Source organism: Lentzea sp. NPDC055074 (assembly GCF_053608005.1).
Genome location: NZ_JBSGUQ010000009.1, coordinates 312378 through 334012 on the forward strand (window position 1 = coordinate 312378; position 21635 = coordinate 334012).

At 70.4% G+C, this 21635-nt stretch carries 19 protein-coding genes; 15 read left to right on the forward strand and 4 right to left on the reverse strand.

Annotation, left to right across the window (positions count from 1 at the left end):
- Window position 1: 1 nt before the first annotated feature.
- The 6 genes from ACWF7A_RS22680 to ACWF7A_RS22705 all read left to right on the forward strand — a co-directional run bounded on the left by ACWF7A_RS22680 (window position 2) and on the right by ACWF7A_RS22705 (window position 7556).
- Window positions 2-943 carry an NAD-dependent epimerase/dehydratase family protein gene (locus ACWF7A_RS22680; RefSeq protein ID WP_452252460.1) on the forward strand — a complete coding sequence of 314 codons (942 nt, stop codon included), beginning with the start codon at window positions 2-4 and terminating at the stop codon, window positions 941-943.
- Window positions 940-2049, forward strand: coding sequence for a DegT/DnrJ/EryC1/StrS family aminotransferase (locus ACWF7A_RS22685; protein WP_452252461.1), 1110 nt, complete (start codon window positions 940-942; stop codon window positions 2047-2049). Before ACWF7A_RS22680 ends, ACWF7A_RS22685 begins: the two co-directional genes overlap by 4 nt.
- A 16-nt stretch (window positions 2050-2065) precedes the next feature.
- A complete protein-coding gene (locus tag ACWF7A_RS22690) occupies window positions 2066-2674 on the forward strand; it encodes a dTDP-4-dehydrorhamnose 3,5-epimerase family protein (protein WP_452252462.1) in 609 nt (202 codons plus the stop codon).
- A gap of 32 nt (window positions 2675-2706) precedes the next feature.
- Window positions 2707-3540 carry an SAM-dependent methyltransferase gene (locus ACWF7A_RS22695; protein ID WP_452252463.1) on the forward strand — a complete coding sequence of 278 codons (834 nt, stop codon included), beginning with the start codon at window positions 2707-2709 and terminating at the stop codon, window positions 3538-3540.
- A 68-nt stretch (window positions 3541-3608) separates the two neighbouring features.
- Window positions 3609-6371, forward strand: coding sequence for a cytochrome P450 (locus ACWF7A_RS22700; protein ID WP_452252464.1), 2763 nt, complete (start codon window positions 3609-3611; stop codon window positions 6369-6371).
- 174 nt (window positions 6372-6545) lie between these two features.
- Window positions 6546-7556: a methyltransferase gene (locus tag ACWF7A_RS22705; protein WP_452252465.1), complete on the forward strand. Its 1011-nt coding sequence runs from the start codon at window positions 6546-6548 to the stop codon at window positions 7554-7556.
- Window positions 7557-7611: 55 nt separating this feature from the next.
- Here the strand turns inward: ACWF7A_RS22705 and pafA are convergent, their stop codons facing one another.
- Window positions 7612-8970: a Pup--protein ligase gene (gene pafA, locus ACWF7A_RS22710; RefSeq protein WP_452252466.1), complete on the reverse strand. Its 1359-nt coding sequence runs from the start codon at window positions 8968-8970 to the stop codon at window positions 7612-7614.
- A gap of 116 nt (window positions 8971-9086) precedes the next feature.
- Between pafA and ACWF7A_RS22715 the strand changes: the two genes are divergently transcribed.
- The 4 genes from ACWF7A_RS22715 to ACWF7A_RS22730 are packed head-to-tail and all read left to right on the forward strand — an operon-like array spanning window position 9087 to window position 14299.
- The gene (locus ACWF7A_RS22715) at window positions 9087-10451 is read left to right on the forward strand and encodes a phosphatase PAP2 family protein (protein WP_452252485.1); all 1365 of its coding nucleotides are present in this window, start codon (window positions 9087-9089) and stop codon (window positions 10449-10451) included.
- 41 nt (window positions 10452-10492) lie between these two features.
- Entirely contained in the window at window positions 10493-11248 is a 756-nt protein-coding gene (locus tag ACWF7A_RS22720) for an IclR family transcriptional regulator (protein WP_452252467.1), read from the forward strand.
- 20 nt (window positions 11249-11268) lie between these two features.
- Window positions 11269-12786 (forward strand): glycerol kinase GlpK, encoded by a 1518-nt coding sequence (glpK, locus tag ACWF7A_RS22725; RefSeq protein ID WP_452252468.1) that lies wholly within the window; start codon window positions 11269-11271, stop codon window positions 12784-12786.
- Window positions 12779-14299 (forward strand): FAD-dependent oxidoreductase, encoded by a 1521-nt coding sequence (locus tag ACWF7A_RS22730; protein ID WP_452252469.1) that lies wholly within the window; start codon window positions 12779-12781, stop codon window positions 14297-14299. Before glpK ends, ACWF7A_RS22730 begins: the two co-directional genes overlap by 8 nt.
- Here the strand turns inward: ACWF7A_RS22730 and ACWF7A_RS22735 are convergent.
- Both ACWF7A_RS22735 and ACWF7A_RS22740 read right to left on the reverse strand, forming a co-directional pair.
- The gene (locus tag ACWF7A_RS22735; RefSeq protein ID WP_452252470.1) at window positions 14296-15123 is read right to left on the reverse strand and encodes a hypothetical protein; all 828 of its coding nucleotides are present in this window, start codon (window positions 15121-15123) and stop codon (window positions 14296-14298) included. The two genes, ACWF7A_RS22730 and ACWF7A_RS22735, sit on opposite strands and share 4 nt — an antisense overlap.
- Before the next feature lie 5 nt (window positions 15124-15128).
- Window positions 15129-15548, reverse strand: a complete 420-nt coding sequence (locus ACWF7A_RS22740; RefSeq protein WP_452252471.1) for a MarR family winged helix-turn-helix transcriptional regulator — start codon at window positions 15546-15548, stop codon at window positions 15129-15131.
- Window positions 15549-15626: 78 nt separating this feature from the next.
- Here ACWF7A_RS22740 and ACWF7A_RS22745 point away from each other — a divergent pair, with 78 nt between their 5' ends.
- Window positions 15627-16235 (forward strand): maleylpyruvate isomerase family mycothiol-dependent enzyme, encoded by a 609-nt coding sequence (locus tag ACWF7A_RS22745; RefSeq protein ID WP_452252472.1) that lies wholly within the window; start codon window positions 15627-15629, stop codon window positions 16233-16235.
- Here ACWF7A_RS22745 and ACWF7A_RS22750 read toward each other — a convergent pair.
- Window positions 16225-16848, reverse strand: coding sequence for a GNAT family N-acetyltransferase (locus ACWF7A_RS22750; protein ID WP_452252473.1), 624 nt, complete (start codon window positions 16846-16848; stop codon window positions 16225-16227). The genes ACWF7A_RS22745 and ACWF7A_RS22750 overlap by 11 nt on opposite strands.
- 134 nt (window positions 16849-16982) lie before the next feature.
- Here ACWF7A_RS22750 and ACWF7A_RS22755 point away from each other — a divergent pair, with 134 nt between their 5' ends.
- The 4 genes from ACWF7A_RS22755 to ACWF7A_RS22770 are packed head-to-tail and all read left to right on the forward strand — an operon-like array spanning window position 16983 to window position 21504.
- Window positions 16983-17528: a PadR family transcriptional regulator gene (locus ACWF7A_RS22755; RefSeq protein WP_452252474.1), complete on the forward strand. Its 546-nt coding sequence runs from the start codon at window positions 16983-16985 to the stop codon at window positions 17526-17528.
- Window positions 17525-18229, forward strand: a complete 705-nt coding sequence (locus ACWF7A_RS22760; RefSeq protein ID WP_452252475.1) for an ABC transporter ATP-binding protein — start codon at window positions 17525-17527, stop codon at window positions 18227-18229. The genes ACWF7A_RS22755 and ACWF7A_RS22760 overlap by 4 nt, the downstream gene beginning before the upstream one ends.
- Window positions 18226-20862 carry an FtsX-like permease family protein gene (locus tag ACWF7A_RS22765; protein WP_452252476.1) on the forward strand — a complete coding sequence of 879 codons (2637 nt, stop codon included), beginning with the start codon at window positions 18226-18228 and terminating at the stop codon, window positions 20860-20862. Before ACWF7A_RS22760 ends, ACWF7A_RS22765 begins: the two co-directional genes overlap by 4 nt.
- Before the next feature lie 9 nt (window positions 20863-20871).
- Entirely contained in the window at window positions 20872-21504 is a 633-nt protein-coding gene (locus tag ACWF7A_RS22770) for an alpha/beta fold hydrolase (RefSeq protein WP_452252477.1), read from the forward strand.
- Window positions 21505-21635 lie beyond the last annotated feature (131 nt).

The following is a 21635-nucleotide window of genomic DNA, read 5'->3' on the forward strand; positions in this document are numbered from 1 at the left end:
CATGAAACGGATCACTGTGCTCGGCGCGACGGGCTTCATCGGCTCGGCCGTGCTGAAGACCCTGGCACGGCAGGAGATCCACCTGCGTGCCGTGGCGCGCAAGCCTGCCGAGGTACCACCCGGCCCCGCCCAGGTCGAGGTCGTCACCGCCGACCTCACCGACCGGGAGGCGCTCGCGAACGCCGTCGAGGGCTCGGACGCCGTGGTCTACCTGCTGCTCGGCGACGGCGGCTGGCGCGCGGCCGAGGAGGGCTCCGCCGAGCGCGTGAACGTCGGCGTCATGGCGGATCTGCTGGAAGTGCTGAGCGACGACGTGGTGCTCGTCTACGGCGGTGCCGCGTCCCAGGTCGGTGTGCCGCAACGGGAACCGTTGAACGGCACCGAACCGGACAGTCCCGAGACCGCGTACGACCGGCAGAAGCTGCGCGCGGAACACCTGCTGCTGGCGCAAAGCCGGGTGCGCGGCGTCAGCCTGCGCCTGCCGACCGTCTTCGGGGAGAGCACACCCGGCGGTGGCCACGACCGGGGTGTCGTGTCCGCGATGGCCGCCAGGGCTCTCGACGGGCAGGCGCTCACGATGTGGCACGACGGCACCGTGCGCCGCGATCTCGTCCACGTCGACGACATCGCCGCCGCGTTCGCCGCCGCCCTCGCACACCCCGACCTGCTGGCCGGCAGGCACTGGCTGCTCGGAGCGGGCCGGGGAGACGCGCTCGGCGACGTGTTCCGGCTGATCGCCTCCATCACGTCCGAGCACACCGGGGCGCCGCCGGTCGAGGTCACCTCGGTCCAGGCCCCCTCGCACGCCCCCGTGACCGACTTCCGCAGCGTGACGATCGACTCCTCGGCGTTCCGCGCCGTCACCGGCTGGAGCCCGGAGATCCCGCTGGGGGAAGGGATCCACCGCACCGTCGCCGCACTCGCCCGAAAGGCTCGCCCATGACCACGCGCGTTTGGGACTACCTGCTCGAATACCAGGACGAACGGGCCGACATCCTCGACGCCGTCGAGAAGGTGTTCAACTCCGGGCAGCTCGTGCTCGGCGCGAGCGTGCAGGGGTTCGAGGAGGAGTTCGCCGCCCACCACGGCGTCGGGCACTGCGTCGGTGTCGACAACGGCACGAACGCGATCACGCTCGGCCTGCAGGCGCTCGGCGTCGGCCCGGGCGACGAGGTGATCACGGTGTCGAACACCGCGGCACCGACCGTGATCGCGATCCACAACGCGGGCGCCACGCCGGTGTTCGTCGACGTCCGCGAGAAGGACTTCCTCATGGACACCTCGCAGGTCGAAGCGAAGATCACCGACCGCACCCGGTGCATCGTCCCCGTGCACCTCTATGGACAGTGCGTCGACATGGCCGCGGTGAAGGCGATCGCGGACAAGCACGGCCTGAGCGTGCTGGAGGACTGCGCGCAGGCGCACGGTGCCCGTCAGCACGGCAGGATCGCCGGCTCGACCGGTGACGCGGCGGCGTTCTCCTTCTACCCCACGAAGGTCCTCGGCGCGTACGGCGACGGAGGCGCGGTGCTGACCCCGCACGACACCGTCGTCGCCCAGCTGCGCAGGCTGCGCTACTACGGCATGGACAAGATCTACTACACGGTCCAGACCCCGGCGCACAACAGCCGCCTCGACGAGGTCCAGGCGGAGATCCTGCGGCGCAAGCTGACCCGGCTCGACGCCTACGTCGCCGCACGGCAGGCCGTCGCGCGCCGGTACGAGGAAGGCCTTCAAGAAACCGACCTCAAGCTGCCCACGACGAACGAGGGCAACGAGCACGTCTACTACGTCTACGTGGTCAGGCACCCGAAGCGTGACGAGATCATCGATCGCCTCAAGTCGTACGACATCCACCTCAACATCAGCTACCCGTGGCCGGTGCACACGATGAGCGGCTTCGCGCATCTCGCCGAGCGCACCGGCTCGTTGCCCGTCACCGAGAAGCTGGCCGGTGAGATCTTCTCGCTGCCGATGTACCCGTCGCTGTCCCCGGACCTGCAGGACAAGGTCATCCACGCGGTGCGCCAGGTCCTGGCCGCGCTCTGAGATCCCAGGAGCCCCCATGAAAGTCCGCACGCTCGCAGTCGAAGGCGCGCTGGAGTTCACCCCGCGGGTCTTCGGTGACGACCGCGGCAAGTTCCTCTCCCCGTTCCAGGAGGCCGCGTTCACCGAGGCGACCGGCAGCCCGCTGTTCCCGGTGCGGCAGACGAACCACAGCGTGTCGGCCCGCGGCGTCGTCCGCGGCATCCACTACACAACGACTCCTCCCGGCTGCGCCAAGTACGTCTACTGCGCGGCCGGGTCGGCGATCGACGTCGTCGTCGACATCCGGGTCGGCTCGCCCACGTTCGGGCGGTGGGACACCGTGCGGATGGACCAGGACCACCACCGCACCCTGTACTTCCCGGTCGGCGTCGGGCACGCGTTCATCGCTCTCGAGGACAACACCGTGATGTCGTACATGATCTCCGGCACCTACGTGGCGGAGCACGAACTCGCCCTCGACGTGCTCGACCCGGCACTCGGGCTGCCCGTCCCGCCGGATCCGATCCTGTCCGAAAGGGACGGTGTGGCGATCCGCCTCGCGCAGGCGGAGGCCGAGGGCCTGCTGCCCGACTACGAGCTGTGCCGGCGGATCGAGCAGGACCTGACGCAGACCGTCTCCCTCTGACACACCCCAGAACCGACCAGGAGTAGCCCGTCATGACCCAGACCCTCCCGCAGCCGCACGAAGTCGGCGCGCTCTACGACAAGCTGACCCTGAGCGCGATGCGCGACGGCAGCTTCAACACCAACGTGCACATCGGTTACTGGGACTCGCCGGACTCCACGGCGACGATCGACGAGGCGATGGACCGGCTCACCGACGTGTTCATCGAACACCTCGACGTCGGCGAGGCGTCCCACGTGCTCGACCTGGGCTGCGGTGTCGGTGGCCCCGGCCTGCGGCTCGCGGAGAAGACCGGCGCGCGCGTCACGGGTGTCAGCATCAGCGCGGAGCAGGTCAAGACCGCCAACAAGCTCAGCGCCGGGAGGGGTCTCGCGGCCAGGGCGGTCTTCGAGCACGCCGACGCGCTGGACCTGCCGTTCCGCGACGGCTCGTTCGACGCGGTGATGGCGCTGGAGTCGATCTGCCACATCCCCGACCGCGACCGGGTGTTCCGCGAGATCTTCCGCGTCCTCAAGCCCGGCGGCCGGGTCGTGCTGACCGACATCTTCGACCGCTACCCGCACAAGGAGGTCCGCAGCCCCGGCATCGACAAGTTCTGCCGCGACCTCATGTGCACCACGGCCGACATCGACGACTACGTCCCGATGCTGCACCGGGCGGGCCTGCGGCTGCACAGCATCCTCGACATCACCGAGCAGAGCACGCTGCGCCTCGCCGACGAGATCGAGAAGCTGGGCGGCTTCGAGGAGCGGCCCGTCGCGATGGACGAGGGCAACTTCGCGTTCGACGAGGACGCCTTCAAGCCCGGCGACCTGACCGGCGCCGACGACTTCGGCTGCCTGCTGGCCGTCGCGGTCCGTCCCTGACCGCACCGACCCGGCGGGGCGGTCTCGCGGCCGCCCCGCCTTCTCCTGCAACGAAAGGCGCGGACACGATGGAACAGACCGACGTGCTGGTCGCGGGTGGTGGCCCGGTCGGGATGGCACTGGCGATCGACCTGACCTACCGCGGGATCAGCTGCCTGGTGGCCGAGGCCGGTGACGGCACCGTCCGCCACCCCAAGGTGAGCACGATCGGTCCGCGCTCGATGGAGCTCTTCCGGCGCTGGGGGCTCGCGGACGCGATCCGCGATGCGGGCTGGCCGTCCGACCACCCGCTGGACATCGCCTGGGTCACCAAGATCGGCGGCCACGAGCTGCACCGCTACCGGCGGGGCACGGCGGCGGACCGCCCGGTCTTCCGGCACACCCCCGAACCCGACCAGATCTGCCCGGCGCACTGGCTCAACCCCGTGCTGGCGCGGGCGACCGGCACGCCGTTGCGGCTGCGGACCTCGCTCGGCGACGTGACGCAGACCGACGACCACGTGAAGGCCGTCCTGACCGACCTGGAGACCGGCGCGAGGACCGAGGTGCGGGCCCGGTACCTGGTGGCGTGCGACGGTGCGTCGTCCCCGATCCGGCAGGCCTGCGGAATCGACGCCCCTGCCCGGTTCCGCCCGCAGATCTTCCGCAACATCCTGTTCCGCGCCCCGGAGCTGCGGGCCCGGCTCGGGGACGGCACCGCTCTCGTGCACTTCCTCGTGCGGTCCTCCGTGCTGCGCTTCCCGTTGCGCTCGCTGGACGGCGACGCGCTGTTCAACATGGTCGTCGGCGTCGAGGACGAGACCGCGGAACGGGCCGACGCGCTGTCGCTGATCCGCGACGCGATCGCGTTCGAGACCCCGGTGGAGGTCCTGAGCGACGGCGACTGGCACCTCACCCACCGGGTCGCCGACCGCTACCGGGACCGCCGCGTGTTCCTCGCGGGCGACGCGGCGCACACCCTGTCGCCGTCCGGCGGTTTCGGCCTCAACACCGGCATCGCCGACGCGGCCGACCTGGGCTGGAAGATCGCCGCCACGCTCGACGGCTGGGCGGGGCCGGGCCTGCTCGACAGCTACGAGGCCGAACGCAGGCCCATCGCCGAAGCGAGCCTGGACGAGGCCAACAGGAACCTGCGGCGCACGATGGACCGCGAGGTGCCGCAGGACATCGACGGCCCCGATGGCGAAGAGGCCCGCAGGGCCATGGCCGAGCGGCTCGCGTCGAGCGGCGCGCACCGCGAGTTCGACGCGCCGGAGATCCACTTCGGACTCCGCTACCGCTCGCCGGTGATCGTCGACGACCCCGGCCAGTCCGCGGAGATCACCGTGCCGGACGCGGCGTGGCGTCCCGGCGGCGAACCGGGCAGGCGGGCCGCGCACGCCTGGTGGGACGCGACGACGTCCACTCTGGACCTCTTCGGACTCGGCTTCGTGCTGCTCCAGTTCGGTGCGGACGACCGACTTCCGGCCTTCGAGGCCGCGTTCGCCGCGCGTGGTGTGCCGCTGAGCGTCCGCCGCAGCGACGACGACGAGCTGGCCAAGCTCTACGAACGGTCCTTCGTCCTGGTGCGTCCGGACGGCCACGTGGCGTGGCGGGGCGACGCGCTCCCGGACGACCCGGCGGCGCTCGCCGACACCGTGCGCGGAGCCTCGCGGCAGGCACCCCGGGCCGAGATGCCCACGACCCCCGCCTCCGTCGACTCGCTGCCCGCGGTGCTGGCGGCGGGCCAGGTGGCGCCGGTCGTCACCGTCGACTACTTCGGCGGCACGAACTGGGTGGTGTGCGACCCGGACCTCGCCCGCGCCGCGCTGCTCGACGGCCGGCTGAGCAAGGACATGGCGCTCGCACCGGAGTGGATGCGCGTTCCCGGCGCCATGCTGGGCGCCCAGCCGCGCGCCGAGGTCGCCAAGGCCATGGTGATGAGCGAGGGCGCGGAGCACACCCGGATCCGGCGCCTGCACGCCAAGTTCTTCACGCCCCGCAAGCTCGGCGAGTGGGGTGAGCGGATCACGAAGCTCGCCGGCGGGCTGCTCGACGACCTCGCGGCGGACCAGGGCGAGGTCGACCTCGTCGACCGGTTCACCTTCCCGCTCCCGCTGGGGTTCTTCAGCGAGCTGATCGGCGTGCCACCGCACCTGAGGCCCGCGCTGCGCGAGGTCACCGACAACATCATCTACTCGCAGGACCAGGACACCCGCGCCGCCGGCGTCGGCGGACTCGCCGGGACCGTCGCGCGGTGGGCCGCCGAGGGCACCGTGCTGGACCAGGGGTTCGTCACCGGCCTGCTGGCCGAGGACTCGGTCAGCCTCAACGAGGTCGTGACGTGGACGACCGGCCTGATCATGGCGGGGTACGAGTCCACCGCGAGCCTGATCGCCTCTTCGATCCACGAGGCCCTGCGCCGCCCGCCCGCGCAACGCCCGCGCACGGACGCCGAGATCGCCGACTGGGTGGAGGAGACCCTGCGCGTGCAGCCACCCCTGCCCCACGCCACCTGGCGGTTCGCCACCGAGGACGTCGAGCTCGGCGGGTACCTGATCCCGAAGAGCGCGCCGGTGCAGGTGAACCTCGCCGCCGCCAACCGCTGCCCGCACCGCACCGCGGGCGACGAGTTCGTGCCCGGAACCGGGGGCGACAACGTCAGCTTCGGTCTCGGCCGCCACCTCTGCCTCGGCGCGCCCCTGGCCCGGCTGGAGGCCCGGATCGCCCTCGGCGCGTTCCTCACCCGCTTCCCGCACGCCCGCCTGAGCGAGACGAGCGAGGTGCGGTGGGAGTCCGACTGGATCATCCGCCGCATCAGCGCCCTGCCCGTCGTCCTGTCGCCCGTCTAGGAGCTGTCCTGCAGGTCTCGTCGGGCGAGAGCGGCGGCCGAGGGCCCCGGAAACGGCACCGCCGCAATGCCCGAACACGCCCGGTACGAGGTCATCGCGGCGGCACCGCTTCCGGGACTCTCGCCCGCGTCTCTCACCTGACGAACTCGCAGGACAGCACCTAGGAGGAACGAGATGACCCACGAAGGACCGGACGACTCGGTGAGCCAGATGCTGGTGCTGCTGCGCGCCGCCCACCTGCTGCGCGCGGCGGTGCTGCTCGACCTGGCGGACACGCTCGAGGACGACCCCCTCTCCGTGCCGGACCTGGCCGCCCGCACGGGCACCGATCCCGGGGTGCTGAGCAGGCTGCTGGCGGCCCTCGCGAGCTTCGGGGTGTTCACCCTGGCCGAGGACGGTCACTACGCGCACACGGCGCTCTCACGGACGATGTGCTCCGCTCACCCGGTGGGCCGCATCCTCACGCAGGACCTGAAGGCCGAAGCCAACTGGCAGGCGTGGAGCAGCCTCGCCGCAGCCGCACGCGAGGGCCGCGGCCCGTTCCAGGTCGTGCACGGCACCGACTTCTACAGCTACCTCGCCGAGCACGAACCCGAGCGCGCGGCGGACTTCCACCAGGCCATGAACAACGCCACCGAGGAGGACAACGGCGACGTGGTCACCGCGCTCGGCCTCCCCGCCGAGGGCCTGGTGGTGGACGTCGGCGGCGGACGCGGCTCGTTGCTGCGGGACGTCCTGCGCGCCGCCCCTGGCCTGACCGGGGTGCTGTTCGACGTCGAGGGCGTCATCGCGGACGCCCTGCCCGAGCTCGTGAGCGACCCGCTGGCGTCGCGGTGCGAGACCGTCGCCGGGAACGCGCTGGAGTCCGTTCCCGAGGGCGCCGACCTGTACCTGCTGCGGTTCATCCTGCACAACTGGGGTGACGAGGACTGCGTTCGCATCCTGGAGTCCTGCGCGCGGGCCGCGCGGCCGGGTGCGCGGATCGTCGTGGTCGAGGTGCTGCTGGAGAAGTCCGGCACGCCCGACGCGTACACCGCGATGGCCGACATGGGCATGTTCGTGCTGTTCGGCAGCCAGGAACGCACGGAGGCCGAGTACGCGGGCCTGTTCGAACGGGCGGGGCTCGAGTACCGCGGCTCGACGGCGACCGACTCGCTGCACCTGTTCGAGGCCGTGGCTCGCTAGAAACGACGACGAGGGGCGCGCTCCGGCCTGGAGCGCGCCCCTCGTCGTCGTATGCCTAGAGCGAGGCGATGAGACGCTCCACGCGCTCGTCGACCGCCCGGAACGGGTCCTTGCACAGCACGGTGCGCTGCGCCTGGTCGTTCAGCTTCAGGTGCACCCAGTCGACGGTGAAGTCACGCCCGGCGGCCTGCGCGGCGGCGATGAAGTCACCGCGCAGCTTGGCCCGCGTGGTCTGCGGCGGGGTGTCCTTGGCGGCCTCGATCTCGCCGTCGTCGGTCACGCGCTCGACCTGGCCCTTGCGCTGCAGCAGGTCGAACACGCCCCGGCCACGGCGGATGTCGTGGTAGGCGAGGTCGAGCTGGGCGATGCGCGGGTTGGACAGGTCCATGTTGTGCTTTTCCATGTACCGGTTCATCAGGCGGTTCTTGATGGCCCAGTCGATCTCGCGGTCGATCTTGGTGAGGTCCTGCGACTCGACGGCGTCGAGCGTGCGGCCCCAGAGCTCGAGGACGCGGTCGGCCATCGGGTCCGGGGAGCGCTTGGCGCAGTGCTCGACGGCCTTCTCGAAGTACTCGCGCTGGATGTCGAGCGCGGAGGCCTCCTTGCCGCCCGCCAGGCGGACGGTGCGGCGGCCGGTGAGGTCGTGGGAGATCTCGCGGATGGCGCGGATCGGGTTGTCCAGCGAGAAGTCCCGGAACTGGACACCCTGCTCGATCATCTCGAGCACCAGGTTCGCGCTACCGACCTTCAGCAGCGTCGTCACCTCGGACATGTTCGAGTCGCCGACGATGACGTGCAGGCGCCGGTAGCGCTCGGCGTCGGCGTGCGGCTCGTCGCGGGTGTTGATGATCGGGCGGGACCTGGTCGTCGCGGACGACACGCCCTCCCAGATGTGCTCGGCGCGCTGCGAGAGGCAGTACACGGCGCCTCGCGGGGTCTGCAGCACCTTGCCCGCGCCGCAGATGAGCTGCCTCGTCACCAGGAACGGCAGCAGGACGTCCGCGATGCGCGAGAACTCGCCGGCCCGTGCGACCAGGTAGTTCTCGTGGCAGCCGTACGAGTTGCCCGCGGAGTCGGTGTTGTTCTTGAACAGGAAGATGTCGCCGCCGATGCCCTCGTCGGCGAGCCTGCGCTCGGCGTCGACGAGCAGGTCCTCGAGGATCCGCTCACCCGCCTTGTCGTGCGTGACGAGCTGGGCCAGGTCGTCGCACTCCGCCGTGGCGTACTCCGGGTGGGAGCCGACGTCGAGGTAGAGCCGGGAGCCGTTGCGCAGGAAGACGTTGGAAGAACGCCCCCAGGAGACGACCCGGCGGAACAAGTACCGCGCGACCTCGTCCGGGGACAGACGACGCTGCCCGTGGAAGGTGCAGGTCACCCCGAATTCTGTCTCAATGCCGAAGATCCGCCGCTGCATGCCTCAACAGTAGGCGACTCTCAGGCGGAGCAGGGTGATCCGTTCGGGCGGCACGCCGGTTGCGGTTTAGTGTCGGTGGTGTGTGGAAACGGGTCAGCGCTCTCGACAAGAAGCTCATGGGCTCCTCGGCCGGACTACGTCCGAGCAGGCTCGACACTGGTTTGAAGAGACTTTCGAAAGCCGCCAACCACAGTCTGTTGTGGTTCGTCATCGCGGCGATTCTGGCAACCGGCAAAGGGCCGTTCCGGCGTGGTGCGTTGCGGGGCCTTGCGGCCATCGCCGGGGCCTCTGCCAGCGCGAACCTGGTCGGGAAGTCACTTTTCCCGCGCCGCAGGCCCGCCGCCGATCTGATCGCGATGGACCGCCGGTTGTCCAAGCGGCCGACGTCGTCCTCATTCCCGTCCGGTCACTCCGCGTCAGCGGCCGCTTTCGCCACGGCGGTGGCGATGGAATCACCCAAAGCAGGTGTCGTGGTCGCCCCGATCGCGGCCGCCGTGGCCTATTCACGCGTGCACACCGGCGTTCATTGGCCGACGGATGTCGCGGCCGGCGCGGCGGTCGGTGTCGGCGCCGCGATCCTGACCCGCCGCTGGTGGCCGCTGGGGCGCACCGAGCCCGCGTCCGCCTACGAGCACGCCGACCTGACGTCGCTGCAGGACGGCGACGGGCTGGTCGTGGTGGTGAACCCGCACTCGGGCATCGGGCCGGACCCGACGCCGCAGATCACCGAGGAGTGGCCGAAGGCCCACATCGTCTCGGTCGAGGAGCTCGCCGACCTGCCGGACGCGAAGGCGGTCGGCGTGGCCGGTGGCGACGGGACCGTGGCCGCGGTGGCGGCCGTGGCCGCCGAGCGCGACCTGCCGATGGTGCTCATCCCCTCCGGCACGCTGAACCACTTCGCCCGCGACGTGGGCATCACCGGCCTGCACGACACGGCGCAGGCCGTCGCGGACGGCGTGGGCGTGCGGGTGGACCTGGCGCAGGTCAACGACCAGTGGTTCGTCAACACGGCGTCCCTGGGCGGCTACCCGGACATGGTCAGGATCCGCGAGAAGCTGGAGCGGCGCTGGGGCAAGTGGCCCGCGGCCGGGATCGCGCTGTTCCGCGTCCTGCAGCGCGCCAAGCCGCTGCACATGACCATCGACGGCGACAAGCACCTCGTGTGGATGCTGTTCGTGGGCAACGGGCCGTACCGGCCCAAGGGCTTCGCGCCCACCATGCGCCCGCGGCTCGACGACGGGCTGCTCGACGTGCGCTTCGTCCGTGCCGACCGGAAGTACTCGCGGACCAGGTTCTTCCTGGGCGCGCTGCTCGGGGCGCTGGAGCACTCGCGCATGTACAAGCACTTCGAGGTGGCCTCGCTCAACGTCGAGGTGCACGGCGCGCCCATCTCGATCGCGACGGACGGTGAGGTGCGCGAGCGGGCCAACCACTTCAGGTTCCGTTCGCGGGCGGCCGCGCTGGGAATCTATCGGCCCTAAGTGTTCGACATTGTCGAACGTGCGCAGCTAGAGTGGGGTGCGTGCCCGGCCCCATTCAGTCCATTCAGCGCGCGGCAGAGGTCCTGAAGCTGCTCGCGCACGGCGGCGCGCACCAGCTGAGCGTCGGCGAGATCGCCCGCGCCCTGGACCTCGCGAAACCGACCGCGCACGGCATCCTGCGGACGTTGCAGGAGGTCGGGTTCGTCGAGCAGGAGGTCGAGGGTGGCAAGTACCGCCTGGGCGCCGCCCTGTTCCAGATCGGCACGTCGTACCTCGACGGCAACGAGCTGCGCGCCAAGGCGTTGAACTGGTCGGACACGTTGGCGATGCGTGCGCGCGAGGCGGTGCGCATCGGAGTGATGCACGGCAAGCACGTGCTCGTCGTGCATCACGTGTTCCGGCCGGACAACAGCCGGCAGACCCTCGACACCGGGGCGTTGCTGCCGTGGCACGCGACGGCCCTGGGCAAGGCACTGGTCGCGTTCGGCGAGTGGCCGGACGGCGACCTCCAGAGCTTCACCCGGCACACCCTCGACACCGACCGGCTGACGTCCGCGCTGGCCGAGGTCCGCGACCGCGACTGGGCCTACGACCTGCACGAACTGGTCGAGGGCGAGGCGTCGATCGCCGCCCCGATCCGCGACCGGCGAGGTGCGGTCGTCGGCTCGATCGGCATCTCCGGGCCGGTCGAGCGCCTGTGCGACTCCCCCGACCGGCCACCCCGCCTCGAGCTCGTCTCCTACGTACGTGAGGCAGCTCGCAGCGTCTCCAGGGAGCTGGGCGGGCTCTCCTGGTAGTAGTGTGGAACCGTTCGACAATGTCGAATGGTTCGCACAAAGGAGTGCTGCACGTGGCTTACATCGCGGCGATCGACCAGGGCACGACGTCGTCCCGGTGCATCGTGTTCGACCAGTCCGGCGGGATCGTGTCGGTCGCTCAGCGCGAGCACCGCCAGATCTTCCCGAAGCCGGGCTGGGTGGAGCACGACGCGACCGAGATCTGGACGAACGTGCAGGCCGTCGTGCGCGACGCCCTGGCCCACGCGTCTCTCTCGTTCAGCGACATAGCCGCGTTCGGCATCACGAACCAGCGCGAGACCACGGTCGTGTGGGACAAGACGACCGGCGAGCCCGTGCACAACGCGATCGTCTGGCAGGACACGCGCACGGACGCGTTGATCAAGACCCTGGGCGACCAGGACAGGTTCCGCGAACGCTCCGGCCTGCCGCTGGCGACCTACTTCTCCGGCCCGAAGCTGCGCTGGCTGCTCGACAACGTCGACGGGCTGCGCGCACGGGCCGACCGCGGCGAGGTCCTGTTCGGCACGATGGACACGTGGCTGATCTGGAACCTGACGGGCCGCCACGTCACCGACGTCACGAACGCCTCGCGCACGATGCTGATGGACCTGGAGACCCTGGACTGGGACTCCGAGCTGGTGGACACGATGGGCGTCCCTCGCGAGATGCTCCCCGAGATCCGGTCCTCCTCCGAGGTGTACGGCACCTACGAGGGCGTGCCGGTCGCGTCGGCGCTCGGCGACCAGCAGGCCGCGCTGTTCGGGCAGACCTGCTTCGAGCCCGGCGAGGGCAAGTGCACCTACGGCACGGGCGCGTTCCTGCTGATCAACACCGGTGACCAGCCGGTCCGCTCACAGAACGGCCTGCTCACGACGGTCGGCTACAAGATCGGCGACGAGCCCGCGGCCTACGCGCTGGAAGGCGCGGTCGCGGTGACGGGCGCGCTGGTGCAGTGGTTCCGCGACAAAGTCGGCCTGATCTCGTCGGCGGCGGAGATCGAGACGCTCGCACGGACCGTGGACGACAACGGCGGTGCGTACTTCGTGCCCGCGTTCTCCGGTCTCTTCGCACCGCACTGGCGCAGTGACGCGCGTGGCGTGATCGCCGGCCTGACGGGCTACATCTCGCGCGGGCACCTCGCACGGGCCGTGCTGGAGGCATCGGCGTGGCAGACCCGTGAGGTCGTGGACGCGATGAACGCCGACGCTGTGAATGCCCACTCGGCAGCGGACCTCACGACGTTGCGCGTCGACGGCGGCATGACGGCGAACAACCTGCTCATGCAGTTCCTGTCGGACGTGCTGGACGTACCGGTGGTGCGCCCGATGGTGGCCGAGACGACGTGCCTCGGCGCGGCGTACGCGGCGGGTCTCGCGGTGGGCTACTGGAGCAGCACCGACGAGCTGAAAGCCAACTGGCACAAGGCGGCCGAGTGGGAGCCGTCGATGGAACCGGCCGTCCGCGACAAGGGCTACCGGAAGTGGAAGAAGGCGGTCGAGCGGACCGTCGGGTGGATGGACGAGGACGATGACTGACTCAACACAACGGATCCGCGCTCGCGAAGAGCTGCAGCACGGCAAGTTCGACGTCGTCGTGATCGGCGGCGGCATCCTGGGCATCGCGACCACGTGGGCCGCGGCCCGCTCCGGCCTGAGGGTCGCGCTGGTCGAGAGCGGTGACTTCGCGGGCGCCACGTCGTCCGCGTCGTCCAAGCTCGTGCACGGCGGCCTGCGCTACCTCGCGATGGGCCCGTCGGCGGTGCCGATGGTGCACGAGAACCACAAGGAACGCCGCGCGCTGGGCGACCACCTGGCACCGCACCTGGTGCGCCCGCTGCCGTTCCTCGTCCCCGTCTACAAGGGCGGCCCGCACAGCCGGTTCGTCCTGGGCGCGGGCGTCACGCTGTACTCCGCGCTGTCGGGCTTCGGCGACGGCATGGGGAAGGTCCTGTCGGCGCGCAGGGCTGAGGAGTGGGTGCCTGACCTGCGCGCCGACGGTCTGCGCGGTGCCGCGATGTACTACGACCACCAGATGAACGACAGCCGCGTCGCGATCACCGCCGCGCGTGCCGCCGCCGAGGCCGGTGCCGTGCTGCTCAACCACATCTCGGTCGTGGGCCTGCGCAGGACCGGCTCGAAGGTGACGGGTGTCGACCTGCGCGACTCGCTCGGCGAGTTCGGTGTGGACGCCCGCGTGGTCGTGAACGCGACCGGACCGTGGCTCGACGTGCTGCGGCGCATGGAGGACCCCGCCGCCGACCCGTCGATCCGCCTGTCCAAGGGCTCGCACCTGGTGCTGAGGCAGACCTCGGAGTGGAAGGCAGCGCTGACGATCCCGGTCGACGACGTGCGCGTGTCGTTCGCGATCCCGTGGGAGGGCCACCTCCTGCTCGGCACGACCGACGAGGCCTACGAGGGCGATCCCGCCCAGGTCGCCTGCACCGACGCGGACATCGACCAGATCCTGAGCGAGGCGGGCACCGCGGTGTCCGGCCTGGACCGCTCGCGCATCGCGTACACGTTCGCGGGCCTGCGGGTCCTGCCCGGCGGCCCCGGCGACACCTCGCACGCCAAGCGCGAGACCGTGATCACCGCGGGCTCCGGCGGCATGATCAGCGTGGCCGGCGGCAAGTGGACGACGTTCCGCAAGATCGGCGCGACCGTCCTGGCGCGCGTGAACTCCGAGCTCGGCCGCACCTTCGACGGCCCGCTCGACGGTGTCGCGCTGCCCGGTTCGGCATCGCCCGACACCGTGGGTTCGGTGCTGGGCCACGCTTTCGACGCGCTGCCCGACGACGTGGTCCGCCACCTCGCCACGCACTACGGCACGACGTCGCACGAGGTCGTCGCCCTCGGCCTGGAGAACCCGGCACTGCTGGAGCGCGTCCACCCGGACGGCCCGGACATCTGGGCGCAGGTCGAGCACGCCCGCCGCACCGAGTGGGCGTCCGAAGTGGACGACGTGCTGCGCCGCCGCACCACCGTGATGGTGCGCGGCCTCGACTCGCCCGAGGTGCGTTCACGGGTGTCGGAGCTGCTGGCCTCCTAGAGGGCCATGGCGCGTTCCACGAGGTACTCGGCCAGTTCGGGTGCCGAGTGGAACGCGCTGCGCACGGCCAGCGTCCCGTCGCATCCCAGCACGACCTCTTCCCGTGACACAGCGCGGTTTTCGAGGCGCAGCCCTTCCCAGTAGGCGTCGATGACCGCCTCCCGGATCCGCGGCAGCTCCGAGACCGGCATCCGTCCGGCCTGGGCGAGTCCCACGAGCAGCTGACCGAGGTCCGCGCCGACCGGGTTGGGGCACTGCCAGGTCACGTCGATCACCACGAACGACTCCGGATCGTCCTGCGGTACCAACAGGTTCTGCGGGCACGCGTCGTTGTGCCCGTTCGCCTGGGGCAGCGCTTCGAGCCGCGCGAGGAGCTCTGGCATCCGTTCCGCGAGGGCCGAGTGGTGCGGCCGCAGGAACGCGTCCCGCACGAGCCGTCCCTCGTACAGCACCCGCAACGCCCGGCCCGGCGCACCGCCGAACCGGCGTCCCGCCCAGCGCCCGAGTCCCAGCGCGGCCCGGCGGAACCGCGGCAGGTCCCACTCCACGTCCGCGCAGCGCACGTCCTCCAGCCACAACGCGACCCGGTCGCCGAAGTCGTCCACCCGCAGCACGCGCGGCCGGCGCATCCCCGGCGGCAGCACGAAGTCCGACAGCAGGAAGTCCACCTCGTCGCGCCACGGCAGCTCGCCGACCACGTCCCTGAACCGCGCGGGGATGAAGGGCTGGCGCAGGACCTTCACGAACGCCGTCTCCCCCGCCGACACCACCCGGTAGACCGCCGCCGTCGTCGGGGCGACCGGGTCGAAGGCCACCGGCACCACGCGGGTCAGCGGTACGGATCGGTGATCTCGCCGAGCATCTCGAGTGCCTCGCGCAGCTGTCCCATGCGCCGCCTGCCCAGGTGCTGTTCCCATTCCGCCTCGATCCTCGCCATCTCCGCGTCCGCGACGGGCACGGCCTCCTTGGCCTTCTCGGTCACGCGCACCAGCCGCGCCCGGCCGTCCGTGGGGTCGGGCACGCGTTCGACGTAGCCGACCTTCTCCAGCTGGTCCACCAGGAACCCGGCGGTCTGCTTGGTCACCTGGGCGGCCTCGGCGAGCTCGGTGAGCCGCGTCCCGTCTCGGCCGACGCGCATCAGCACCCGCGCCTGCGCCTGCGTGATCTCGAACCCCGCCTCGACGACCGCGGCCAGGATCCGGTTCTCCACCTCGCGGCTCGGGATGAAGAGCAGCAGACCGATGTTCACCCGTTGGCTCCCCTTGTTCTAGTCAGATTCTCTGATTAAAGTAGTCAGCCTCTCGAACTAAATCAAGAGGAGAGACCGATGGACGAGACGCAGATCTGGCAGACGATCGACTCCGAGCGCGCGGCGACCGCGGACCTGCTGGAGGGTCTGACCGAGGTCGAGTGGACCTACCCGTCGCTGTGCGAGGGCTGGACCGTGCGCGAGGTCGCGGCACACCTGTCGCTCGCGCACCGCATCGGCGTGGGCGGGGCGTTCAAGGCGTTCGTCCGGGCCCGCGGGAGCTTCAACCGCATGGTCGACCAGACCGCCCGCGCGGAGGCACGCAGACCCACAGCCGAGATCGTCGCGAACGTGCGCGGCGCGGTCGGCCACCACAAGCTCGCACCGGGTCAGACGCTGAAGAACGCGCTGATGGACTCCATGGTCCACGCGCAGGACATCGCGATCCCGCTCGGCGTCGAACGCCACATGCCCGTCGACGCCGCCCGCGTCTCGGCCGACGACCTGTGGCGGATCGGGTTCCCGTTCCACGCGCGCCGCCGGTTCGCCGGGCATCGGCTGGTCGCCACCGACACCGACTGGTCCGCCGGCGAGGGCGCCGAGATCAGTGGGCCGATCGAGGCGCTGGTCATGCTGCTCGCCGGACGCACCGCGACGATCCCGCGGCTCACCGGCATCAAGGTCTGAGCTCGCGCACCATCCTGCGGCACACGTGGACGCGCTCGAACCGTTGGCGCAACTCGGCCTCACGCTCGATCCGGGCATGCAGGAACGCCCCGGCCGGCATCAGCCCGTGCTTCACGACGACCGCCGTGGCGGCCTCGGCGGCGGACGCGTGGACGTGCAGGTAGTGCTGTTCCTCCGCGAAACCGTTGCGCGCGTACCAGTTCAGCGCGGGCCGGTCCTCGCGGGTCCAGGCGTCGAGCGTGCGCACCCCGCACCGTTCCAGCCTCGGCACCGCCTCCGCGAGCAGGGCCGTCGCGATGCCCCTGCCTTGGTGGTCGGGGTGCACGACCAGCGTCTCGACGGTCGCCTCCGCGCCGGGCACCGACACGTCCAGGATCCCGGCGACCGCGTCGCCGTCGAGCGCGACCAGTTCGAGGTCCGAGCGGCGCTTGGCCTGCCAGACGTCGTCGTGGTAGCTCGTCGCGAGGAATCCCAGCACCCGGCACCTCAGCCACGAGGCCTCGTCCGCCGGTTCGTAGCTCCTGATCTCGGCGGGCCGTCCCGGCGTGCCCCTGGATCTGCCCGAAGCTCCCAGCAGGCGCACCTCCCCGGTCCGCCCCCGTGCGGCGTCCATCGCTTCTTCCCCCAGTCCACTTCCCGCCGGACGTCTCCGGCAGCGTCCAGGGTTCCTGATGCGAGGGCTGCTCGCACGCCTGTTTCGCCGTCACCGTTTGCCAGGAACATACTCGGTATGCATACTCGGTAGGCATGTCGGTCAAACACGGTCTGCTCGCGCTGCTGGAGCGCGGGCCCATGTACGGCTACCAGCTGCGGGTGGCGTTCGACTCGGCCACCGGCGGTACGTGGCCGTTGAACATCGGGCAGGTCTACACGACGTTGTCGCGCCTCGAACGCGACGATCTGGTCGCCGCGCTCCCCGAGAACGAGGGCCAGCGGCCCTACGAGATCACCGCGCAGGGCCGGGACGAGCTGAAGAAGTGGTTCGCCACTCCCGTGCAGCGCGGCGACCGCCCGCGCGACGAGGTGGCGATCAAGCTCGCGCTCGCCATCACCACGCCGGGCGTCGACGTCGCCAAGGTCGTGATGACCCAGCGCACCGCCACCATGCGGACGTTGCAGGAGTACACGAGGCTCAAGACCCAGCCCGGCGACCTGCCGTGGCTGCTCGTGCTCGACGCGATGATCTTCCAGGCGGAGGCGGAGCTGCGCTGGCTCGACCACTGCGAGTCGAGCCTGCTGCGCTACGAACCGCGGCCCGTCCCCGCGGCGACGGACGTCGAGGTGCCGAGATGACCGTCCTCGAACTGCGCGACGTGCACCGGGTCCACGGCTCCGGCGAGACGGCGGTCAACGCCCTCAAGGGCATCTCGCTCACCGTCGAACCGGGCGAGCTCGTCGCCGTGATGGGCCCGTCCGGCTCCGGCAAGTCGACGTTCCTGAACCTCGCCGGCGGCCTGGACAGCCCGACGAGCGGCCAGGTGCTGGTCGACGGCACGAGCCTGCAGTCCCTGACCCGCAAGCAGCTCGCCGCCTGGCGCCGCAGGCGGATCGGGTACGTCTTCCAGAACCTGAACCTCATCGCGAGCCTCACCGCCGCCGAGAACGTCGCCCTGCCGCTGGACCTCGACGGCGTCCGCAAGTCTCGCCGACAGGCCGAAAAGGCACTGTCCGAAGTGGACTTGGACGGCTACGCGGACAGGTTCCCCGACGAGATGTCCGGCGGCCAGCAGCAACGCGTGGCCATCGCCCGGGCCCTGATCGGCGAACGCCGCCTGGTCCTCGCCGACGAGCCCACCGGCGCCCTCGACTCCCGCACCGGCGAGACCGTGCTCCGCCTGCTGCGCTCCAAGGTCGACGACGGAGCCGCCGCCGTCCTGGTCACCCACGACGCCCGCCACGCCGCCTGGGCGGACCGCGTCGTCTTCCTGCGCGACGGCGTGGTCGTCGACGTCTCGTCCCGCGACCAGCCAGAAGAACTGCTGAGCACCCCGTGACCGGATGGCGCGCAGCACTGCGCATCGCCACCCGCGAGACCCGCAGGTCAACCGGCCGCTCGGCTCTGGTCGTGGCCCTGATCGCGGTCCCGGTGGCCGCACTGACGTTCGCCGCGATCGTCCAGGACTCCACCACCCTCACCCCGGACGAGGACGCCGCCCGCCGCATGGGCGCCGCCGAGGCGTTGGTCAGCTGGCCCTACCGAGGCCCCGTGATCCAGGAGCCGACCAGGGACTACGCGATCCCGACGACCAACGCCGAGGGCACCCCACCGTCCGAGGACCGCCTGCGCGCCCTGCTCCCCGGCACCGACCTGGTCCCGGTGGAACGCGGCGGCGTGAACATCCGCACCACGGCGGGCGTGGGCCGAGCAAGCGTCCGCATGCTCGACCTGAACAACCCGCTGACCAAGGGCATGATCACCGTCCTGGAAGGCAGAGCGGCGGCGACCACCACTGAGATCGCGTTGTCCCGCAAGGCGATGGACCGCACCGGCGCAGCCCTGGGCGGCACCCTCACCACCGAGGACGAGCGCAGGTTCACCGTGGTCGGCACCGTCGAGGAACCGGACAGGCTCGACAACACCACCGTCGTCGCACTCCCCGGCACGTTCGAGCCATCCGACCGCTCCTGGCTCGTGACCACACCGCTCCCGTGGTCGAAGGTCAAGGATCTCAACAAGTCCGGCATCGCGGCCCTGTCCCGCACGGTCCTGCACAACCTGCCGCCGGCCTCGGAGCGTTACCCCCAGTTCCCGGACTCCACCGAGGTGGGCGCCGAGATCCTCGTCCTGGTGGCGGGCCTGGCCGTGCTGGAGATGTCCCTGCTGGCAGGGTCCGCCATGGCGGTGGGCGCCCGCCGCCGCAAACGCGACCTGGCCCTGGTGGCGGCGGCAGGCGGCTCCCCGGCTCACATCCGCCGCATCGTCCTGGCGGACGGCGTGGTCCTGGGCACGCTGGCCGCACTGAGCGGCGTACTGCTCGGCATCGCGGCCGCGGCGGCGACCCGCCCGCTGGTCGAGCACCTCCTGGCCGAACGCTTCGGCGCCCAGCGCTTCTTCCCGTCCGCCCTGGCCGCCTTGGCACTGCTGGCGATCATCACAGGAGTCCTGGCAGCCCTGGTACCGGCCTGGATCTCCTCCCGCCAGGACGTCGCGACCGCCCTGGCGGGCAGACGGGGCATCACCCGCTCCCGCCGCCGCTGGCTGGTACTGGGCCTGATCCTCATCTCCGCGGGCATCGCCACCGGCGTCGTCAGCGCGCTCCAGATGCAGTTCGTGGGCATCCTGATCGCCCTGATCCTCACCGAAGTGGGCCTGGTGCTCTGCACCCCGTCCCTGCTGGGCCTGCTGGCCAGGACGGGCCGTTGGCTCCCGGTGGCACTGCGCATAGCCCTGCGCGACGCCTCCAGGAACAGAACAGCGGCGGCCCCGGCGATCTCGGCGGTCATGGCCGCGGTGATCGGCGCGGTGGCGGTCAGCGTCATCCTGACCTCTCAGTCCCAGCAGGAGGCGGGCCAACTGGCGGGCAACATGGGCGACGTGAGCGTCTTCCGCCTGGACGACCTCTCCAAGCTGAGCACCACACCCATCTCCCCCGCGGTGGCCACAGCGATCCGCAACACCACCCCGGCCGCAGAACCCCACGAGCTGAAACTCCTCTCGTGCGACGGCGGCCAGTGCTTCGCTCACATCCGCCCACCAGCGGACCGCGAATGCCCCTACACCCCCGACGTGCTGCTCAGAGAACCCACGGAAGCAGAACAGACCTCAGCCCTGGCCGACCACCGCTGCACCGGCGTGGGCAGGACCCACCGCTACTTCGGCACCTACACCACCTCGGACGGTTTCCTGGTCGTAGCACGCCCGGAAGCGGTCCAGTCCCTCCTCCACCTCACCCCGGACGACGTGCCGGCGGCCCAGAAAGCACTCCGCGAGGGCAAGGTCGTGGTCAACGACCCGAACCTCGTCTCCGGCGGCAACGTCCTCCTGGCCACCGGCATCAAGACCACCACGACCCCGGTCCCCGGCTTCGCCACGCCACAACGCCACCCGGCCCCACTGGCCGTGATGACCGAGGAAACAGCACGCTCCTTGGGCTTCGACACAGCCACGTTCATCATGTACGCCACCACAACCAGAATGCCCGCAGAACAAGAACAGGACGCCCTGACAGCAGCACTGGGCGGCGAGTACGAGGTGCATGTAGACCGCCCAACGGAGTCGGACGTGCAACAGGCCCTGAGCATCCTCGGCCTCGTAGCGGGCATCATCACCCTCGCAGCAGCGGCCTTGGCCACAGGCCTGGCAGCAGCGGACGGAAATCGAGACCTCACCACCCTCGCAGCGGTAGGCGCCACCCCAACCCTGCGCAAACTCCTGTCACTGAGCCAAGCAGGAGTGATCGCCGGCCTGGGAGGCCTGCTGGGAACAGCAGCAGGAACAGGCTCAGCCCTGGCACTGCTGGCAGCCCTGAACTCCGGCTACGCCACCATCTGGCCACGACCAGAACTGAACCCCCTGACCATCCCCTGGCCCAACATGGCCATCTCCCTGCTCCTGGTCCCAGCGGTGGCAATGCTGGGCGCAGCCCTCTTCACCCGTTCCCGCCTCCCGATCGAACGCCGCGAATAGGCTCCCGCCATGACGACCTTCGCGATAGCGCACGGAGGCGGCGACGTGGGCTGGTCCTGGCACCTGGTGGCACAAGCGCTGGAAGCCAAGGGCCACACCGCAGTAGCCCCAGACCTCCCGATCGAAGACGAGGACAAGGACCTGACAGACTGGGCGACAGCCCTGGTAGAAGCCCTCCCGTCCACAGAGGACGTGGTAGTGGTAGGCCACTCCTTCGGCGGCCTGGTGGCCCCACTGGCAGCAGCACAGATCAACGCCAAAGCACTGGTCTACGTAACGGCAATGCTCCCCACCCCGGGCGAAACCCCGAACGACTGGTGGGAGAACACCGGCTACGCGGACTCGGGCCTGGGAGACCAGTTCTTCCACGACGTCCCACCAGACCTGGCCAAAGAGGCACAGAAGCGCGAACGCGGCATGGCCGAGACCCCGATGGCCAAACCGTGGCCGCTCAACGCAATGCCAGACGTACCAACACACTTCATCCTGTGCACAGAGGACCGCTTCTTCACCCCAGCGTTCATGCGCAAGGTGATCAAAGAACGCCTGGGCAACACAACGCCAGTAGAACTGGCAGCAGGCCACTGCGCCTCACTGAGCAAACCAACAGAACTAGCAGCCCTGCTGACCAACTACGCCTGACAACGCGAAGCCGAAGGCGAGCCGTCTTTCCACAAGGGCTGGGCGGTGGGGTCCCATCACGAGTCGCGCCACAGCTCTTGCTGCAGTCAGGGAGGGGTGTCAACTCGACACGCTTTTCGTCGAGTTGACAC